Here is a 5,700-nt window from a genome sequence, read left to right as displayed (position 1 = left end):
GTCGCAAGCAGTTGACTCTTTTTAATTATCGCCATGATAGTAGCATATTCCCTATTATTTCAACTCGTAAGTTGATCAGGCTGCAAATGTGTCAGGTCGGCTTTAATATACCGCACCACTGACCTGTTAATACCAAACTTTCGGGCAATGGCCGAGTCAGATAGTTGGCTGTACTGTAAGTCATTACAAACCTGCTGATAAATGTAGCGCTTTTGTGGGTCCTTTGCGTCCACAGCATATAGTCGTGGGCGCCCCTTATAAATTCCGCGCTCTTTGGCCAGTTTGATTCCTTGGGCCTGACGTTCTCTAATTCTCAGTCGTTCTGATTCAGCTTGGAACTTGAAAACAGACTGAATCACGTCAGTTAACATGTTGCGTAGCCCACGATCAGGAATCGACGAAAAATCTGGCAAATCCAGTGACTGAAAACTAGCACCGGCATCTTTGATTTTTTGAATTAGCATAGTAATGTCGTCCGCATTACGACTTAGTCGATCTAATGACATAACAAAGACAATATCATCGTCACGAATATAATGAAGCATTTTTTGAAGTTCCGGACGTTCCATATCTTTCCCGGACTGTTTGTCGGAAAAGATTTTTTTCACGCCAGCGTTTTTCAGTGCTGCGATTTGACGATCCAAATTTTGTTCGGTGGTACTAACTCGTGCATAACCAATTTTACTCATTTTCTGTCCTTCTTAAATATTGATAACGACAACCCTAAACGACATTTTTTATTATATCGCAAATTCCGTCAGATGTGAATTTTCACGGAGAAGCTTAACCGTCGTTTAGGGAACACCCTAAAAAGCACAGTATGCTTAGTTTAATGGGTGGATACAAACGTAAACACTAATAATTTTGGTAACTGTATTGATTCGACACTAAACTAATAGCCTAAAGCCGGTTTTTTATGAAAACGTCAACTATTTTGTCTGCTAGGTTAGGTAACAAGTTACCGTTACTGTCAAACGTGTATAGATGAATCGAGAAGCCGAGTGGTTATTGATTCAGGCATTTGCCAGAACTTGGTTGATCTGTTCAGAAGCCCCAATCGATTTGTTTTATACTTGCTCCTTTTCTCCTTAACCGTTGCTTTTTTTTCGAAATGATGTAATCTAAAACCATCAGCTTACAAAAAGTAAGCGAAGGAGGGAACAGCCATGGTAGACATAAATGAATTACAATTTGGAATTGAAACCTTTGGGGATATTGTTGCTAAAGAAGATGGTAGTCTAATGACTGCAGGGGAATCAATTCGACAAATTGTTAAGGAAGGTGCTATCGCTGATAAATTGGGAATTGATGTAATCGGCGTAGGTGAACACCATCGCCCTGACTATAGTGTGTCGAGCCCTGAAATTGTTTTGGGTGCCATTGCTTCAGTAACTCAACATATTAAATTAGCGACGGCTGTAACTGTGCTAAGTTCCGATGATCCTGTGCGTGTGTATGAACGATTTGCTACGCTTGAAGGATTATCGGCTGGCCGTGCTCAAGTAATGTTGGGGCGTGGCTCATTTACGGAGTCCTTTCCATTATTTGGTTATGATCTAAAAAACTATGATGATTTATTTAACGAAAAGTTAGCGTTGTATGATCAACTCATTAAAGAAAAGCCGGTTACATGGTCCGGTCAATTTACGGAAACACTTAAAGAGCAAGATGTGTATCCTAAAACTGACTATGATGGGTTAGAAACTTACATCGGTATCGGTGGATCACCAGAATCGATTATTCGTACAGCTAAGTATGGGTATAAAGTCATCATTGCAATCATTGGCGGTCAGGCGGAGCGGTTTGCACCTTACGTTGATCTTTATAAAAAGGCGGCCGAGCAATTCCATCAGCCAGTTCAGCCGGTTGCGGTTCACTCGCACGGCTTTATTGCTGATGATGAAGATGAAGCAGTTGACGTGGCTTGGAAAAATATTAAGGCAAATTTTGATCGAATCGGCCTGACCCGGGGTTGGGCACCAATGAGTCGAGAACAATTTGATAATGAAACGCAGGTTGGCTCGTTTTATGTAGGTAACCCAGAACATGTGGCGCAACGAATAGCACGTACAATTAAGCTACTTGGCCTAGGTCGGTTTGATTTAGTTTATGGCGCGGGTAATCAAACGGCGGCACAGCGAGAACACATGATTGAATTGTATGCTACTAAGGTGATTCCTCGGGTTAAAGAGTTGTTATCGGAGGATAAATAGCCATGACAGAAATTAAAACTGTTGGTATTATCGGTGCCGGTAAAGTTGGGATTACTTTGGCACAGTTGGCCCTAGCAGCTGGATACAATGTGCGAATATCTGGTTCAGGCTCGGTGCAAAAAATCGCTTTGACAATCGAAACCTTGGTACCCGGGGCCGTAGCTGCGACCAATCAAGGCGTTGTCAGCAAGAGCGATTTAATCATTTTGGCAATTCCGTTGAGTCGTTATAAGAACATTAATCCCAAATTGTTGAAGGATAAATTAGTTATTGATGCAATGAACTATTGGTGGGAAACCGACGGGATTCGCGAGGAAGTACTCGATCCGTCTTCTACTTCCAGTGAGCAAGTTCAAGCATATTTTAACAAGAGTACGATTGTTAAAACGTTCAATCATATGGGGTATCATAATCTTCAGGATGATGCACGTCCGCTAGGTGATCCAAAACGAAAAGCATTATTTGTAACCGGTGATCAGCATAATGCGGTTGACAAGGTTGCCGAGTTTGTTCAGACAATGGGGTTTGATACCGTGATTCATTATGAGCTAGCCGATGGTATTATGACTGAACCTGGAAGCGAGTTGTTTGGTGCAAGTTTATCAAAAGATAGCCTGGCAGATGTGATCAAGCATTTTGACGAGACAGAATTTGGTCAACAGATCATACAAGCTCACCGAAGTTAGTCTATTCTAGGAACGTAATTGATTCAAAATTAAAAAACACAATGGATCATTTCGTTCAAAAGGGCTTCACCTCAGTATTCGTCTGAAGTGAAGCCCTTTTTATTCTGGTTATTTACTGAAAACGTAATGTGATCGTTAATAAACTATTTGTCCGTGAACTACTTGGACATGAATGACCGAGCTTCTGGGTACATTGCTAATTTACACCATAATGACTAGCATTTTATTTCATCGCTTGGTTAGTTAGTAAGTTTTTCCAAGGCTTTTTTAGGAACTTGTTTTTTACCAACCCTTTCCCATTGAGTCACACCTTTTGGGGGTTAACTGTTAGCTTCAGGTAACTATTTAAAGTTAACGGGGTCCCGGGGGTACCTTTGAAATCAACTGCTTTAGCGTCCCCTTTATCGTTGTACGCTGTCATTTCATAGTGGTAGTCAATGAATTTTCTATCATTATCATCTTTACGAACTTCTTCTTTACCATCTTTAATAATGTGTACATAATATATATCCCCGCTTTTATTATATCGATCCCACTCGTTCAGGCCAAAAAAATTCCGCAAATTATAACGCCTATAAGTCCTGAAACAAGCCAAAGTTTGCGCATAGTTTTCTCCTTTATATGACTCATTACGTGTCATGAATGACTGATTTATGTTTGTGATTTAGTATCCGGTAAGGTGTAAAGCAAAAGCCAGAAGATATAACACCCAAATATGCATTGGGTAAAAAACATAGAAAAACCACTTGTCACTACGACCTCGTTGCCCATTATACAAAGCAATCGGAATAATGGCGCCAAGCATCATCCAAGAATAATTCGTGCTGAATAATCCATGAAAATTAAGGCCAGTGAAAATAAGCGAAACGATTGCTAAACTTGCTACTTGCCCCCAACGATTATTTCTAAATAAATAAAAGAGCACGGCCAATAAAATGAAAAGAGGGCCACCTTCAGTTGTGAAGATATTTGGAATGAATTGAGAAATGCGTGCCGCAACGACCCGCAAGGATAGATTTGGAACAAATAAAACGGCTGTGCCAACAAGCGATAGTAGCACTTCTAAACTTAAAATACCGATGCCATGCCAGATTAAACGCTGATCATTTTCCCGCCGGCCATCGGTGATTTTACTGATTCCGAGCATTGCAAAAACACCCAAGAATAAAGTTCCAAAAATATTATTCAATAAACCCAAATGACCATTATCTACAGGTAGAAAAGTCTGTAAGAGAAAGCTACCAAGTGCCATTATCCAAAAGCCAAGTAATAATCGCCATAAATAGCGCTTACGATCATGTGTGTGAACAAAACCTTCAACCGATAAAAAGAAATAAGGGTGCTACAATTCGTCCTAACATGTTAAACCAAGTGGGTATGCCTAATGGCAATAATTCCTCATGAATATGATCAAGTATCATTAAAATAATACCCAGAACTTTGATTGAAAAGCCATTCATTGATAATTTTCGTGTTTTCATTTAAGAACGCCTTTAGAATCTGGGGGACACCGTACAAGTTATTGTAATGGTTTCTTGATAGTACTGGGATAAAGCTTTTCTTAAATCGTGCGCCTCCTTGTTATAATGAGTTACAAATTGTTTTTTGGGTGGACGACATTGAACTAAAAGGAGAAACAATATGCAAATTGTCATTGCGTTAATCATGATCATGATTATTGCCGGCCTGGTTTTATGGCGTGGTCCTAACTTTTGGGCCGGTGCTTTGTTGGCTTTAACACTGGTTTTACTCATTACGGGTCTACTCTGGTGGGGATTGGTTTATTTATTGAATCTTGTGGCTGCACGCTCAATGGTCATTGGTCTTAGCATATTGGTGATTTTGGCCCTTGTCTTAGTGATGTTATTTTTCAGTACAATTATTTATTTAATCCACAATACGTCGGTCATGGATAGTCGCGAGGGCCGTACCATAAACGACGTAAAAAATTAAAAATCCAAATATCAAAGATGAATTAAAACAACCATTTAGATTTTAACTATTGAAAATCGTGTATTTTACAAATGGTTTATACTTTGAATTAATGTTTGCTTGTAATTTGTTTATGTTTTTGATAGTTTATAAAACATAACAATTAATGCAGGTGAAAAATGTTAAAAAACAGAGAAAGACCGTTTGAAAATATACTGGCAGCAAACATGATGTTATCTGAATATAAGAAAATTTTAAAAAGTTATGGATTGACGATTTCAATTTTTTTAGTGGGTACTGCATTACTGCAAAAAAACTATGAACCATCGAAAATAGTCAAGAGTGCTAACGTTTCTAGTGCCGTTGTTTCCCAAAGCATCAAGTATTTATTTGAGAAAGAGCTTGCCACGCAGTTCTTTCACAACAAAGATCGGCGAGCACATTATTATAAGTTAACTGATCAAGGAGAACAGTTAATCAGTGAAGTGACGTTGCAGTTAGAAGAAATTTAACATTAGCGTTTAAGTGAATTGTTCTATGTATTGATTATTGTGAAGTGTTCAATACTTGGCTTCAGACTAAAGATAAACTAATTAATGTTAACCCCCCAAAAAAGCAGCGACCTCTTTTAAAGAGGTGACGTTTACCCAAAAAGTTGGAACTAAATAGTTTTGTTAATTAGGCAGTTAATTGCCGCTCGAAATCGAGTGGTGATTGACCGCCTAATTTTATTTGAATTCGCTGTTGATTGTAATAATTAATCCAGGAATTGATTGCTTTGGTTAGCTCTGAGGCGTTTGCGTCTTGCTGTAAACTACCAATTTCAACTTTTAATTTATCAAAGACAGTCTCACATGCTGCATTGTCTA

The 5,700-nt window shown here is 38.9% G+C and carries 7 protein-coding genes and 1 pseudogene; 4 read left to right on the top strand and 4 right to left on the bottom strand.

Annotated elements, in window-relative coordinates; all coding sequences use genetic code 11:
* Positions 1–59 precede the first annotated feature (59 nt).
* On the bottom strand, positions 60–689 hold the full coding sequence (locus tag ACKTR5_RS11540; RefSeq protein WP_407881649.1) for a recombinase family protein: 630 nt from the start codon (positions 687–689) through the stop codon (positions 60–62).
* Positions 690–1,166: 477 nt separating this feature from the next.
* On the opposite strand from ACKTR5_RS11540, the gene ACKTR5_RS11535 reads away from it, so the two are divergent.
* Complete coding sequence (locus tag ACKTR5_RS11535) at positions 1,167–2,213, top strand: LLM class flavin-dependent oxidoreductase (RefSeq protein WP_407881647.1); 1,047 nt, start codon at positions 1,167–1,169, stop codon at positions 2,211–2,213.
* 2 nt (positions 2,214–2,215) lie between these two features.
* Positions 2,216–2,899 carry an NADPH-dependent F420 reductase gene (locus ACKTR5_RS11530; RefSeq protein ID WP_407881645.1) on the top strand — a complete coding sequence of 228 codons (684 nt, stop codon included), beginning with the start codon at positions 2,216–2,218 and terminating at the stop codon, positions 2,897–2,899.
* Positions 2,900–3,203: 304 nt separating this feature from the next.
* Here the strand turns inward: ACKTR5_RS11530 and ACKTR5_RS11525 are convergent, their stop codons facing one another.
* Together ACKTR5_RS11525 and ACKTR5_RS11520 are read right to left on the bottom strand one after the other, a co-directional pair.
* Positions 3,204–3,539 carry a YxeA family protein gene (locus ACKTR5_RS11525; protein ID WP_407881644.1) on the bottom strand — a complete coding sequence of 112 codons (336 nt, stop codon included), beginning with the start codon at positions 3,537–3,539 and terminating at the stop codon, positions 3,204–3,206.
* Positions 3,540–3,563: 24 nt separating this feature from the next.
* Positions 3,564–4,320, bottom strand: a pseudogene (locus ACKTR5_RS11520) (TraX family protein).
* 220 nt (positions 4,321–4,540) lie between these two features.
* Between ACKTR5_RS11520 and ACKTR5_RS11515 the strand changes: the two are divergent.
* Together ACKTR5_RS11515 and ACKTR5_RS11510 are read left to right on the top strand one after the other, a co-directional pair.
* Positions 4,541–4,852: a hypothetical protein gene (locus ACKTR5_RS11515; protein WP_407881642.1), complete on the top strand. Its 312-nt coding sequence runs from the start codon at positions 4,541–4,543 to the stop codon at positions 4,850–4,852.
* A gap of 158 nt (positions 4,853–5,010) precedes the next feature.
* Positions 5,011–5,343: a winged helix-turn-helix domain-containing protein gene (locus ACKTR5_RS11510; RefSeq protein ID WP_407881641.1), complete on the top strand. Its 333-nt coding sequence runs from the start codon at positions 5,011–5,013 to the stop codon at positions 5,341–5,343.
* Between the two features lie 166 nt (positions 5,344–5,509).
* Here the strand turns inward: ACKTR5_RS11510 and ACKTR5_RS11505 are convergent.
* Positions 5,510–5,700: IS3 family transposase (locus ACKTR5_RS11505; protein WP_407881639.1), on the bottom strand; the 191-nt coding region annotated here is incomplete at its 5' end.

Source organism: Furfurilactobacillus entadae (assembly GCF_045862745.1).
GTDB classification, from domain to species: domain Bacteria; phylum Bacillota; class Bacilli; order Lactobacillales; family Lactobacillaceae; genus Furfurilactobacillus; species Furfurilactobacillus entadae.
The sequence above is the reverse complement of the archived record's forward strand: the minus strand, read 5'-3'. Positions and strand labels throughout refer to the sequence as shown.

Excerpts from the sequence above, each read along its gene's own strand:
- ACKTR5_RS11540 (WP_407881649.1), bottom strand. The coding sequence starts at position 689 with ATGAGTAAAATTGGTTATGCACGAGTTAGTACCACCGAACAAAATTTG.
- ACKTR5_RS11535 (WP_407881647.1), top strand. The coding sequence starts at position 1,167 with ATGGTAGACATAAATGAATTACAATTTGGAATTGAAACCTTTGGGGAT.
- ACKTR5_RS11530 (WP_407881645.1), top strand. The coding sequence starts at position 2,216 with ATGACAGAAATTAAAACTGTTGGTATTATCGGTGCCGGTAAAGTTGGG.
- ACKTR5_RS11525 (WP_407881644.1), bottom strand. The coding sequence starts at position 3,539 with ATGACACGTAATGAGTCATATAAAGGAGAAAACTATGCGCAAACTTTG.
- ACKTR5_RS11515 (WP_407881642.1), top strand. The coding sequence starts at position 4,541 with ATGCAAATTGTCATTGCGTTAATCATGATCATGATTATTGCCGGCCTG.
- ACKTR5_RS11510 (WP_407881641.1), top strand. The coding sequence starts at position 5,011 with ATGTTAAAAAACAGAGAAAGACCGTTTGAAAATATACTGGCAGCAAAC.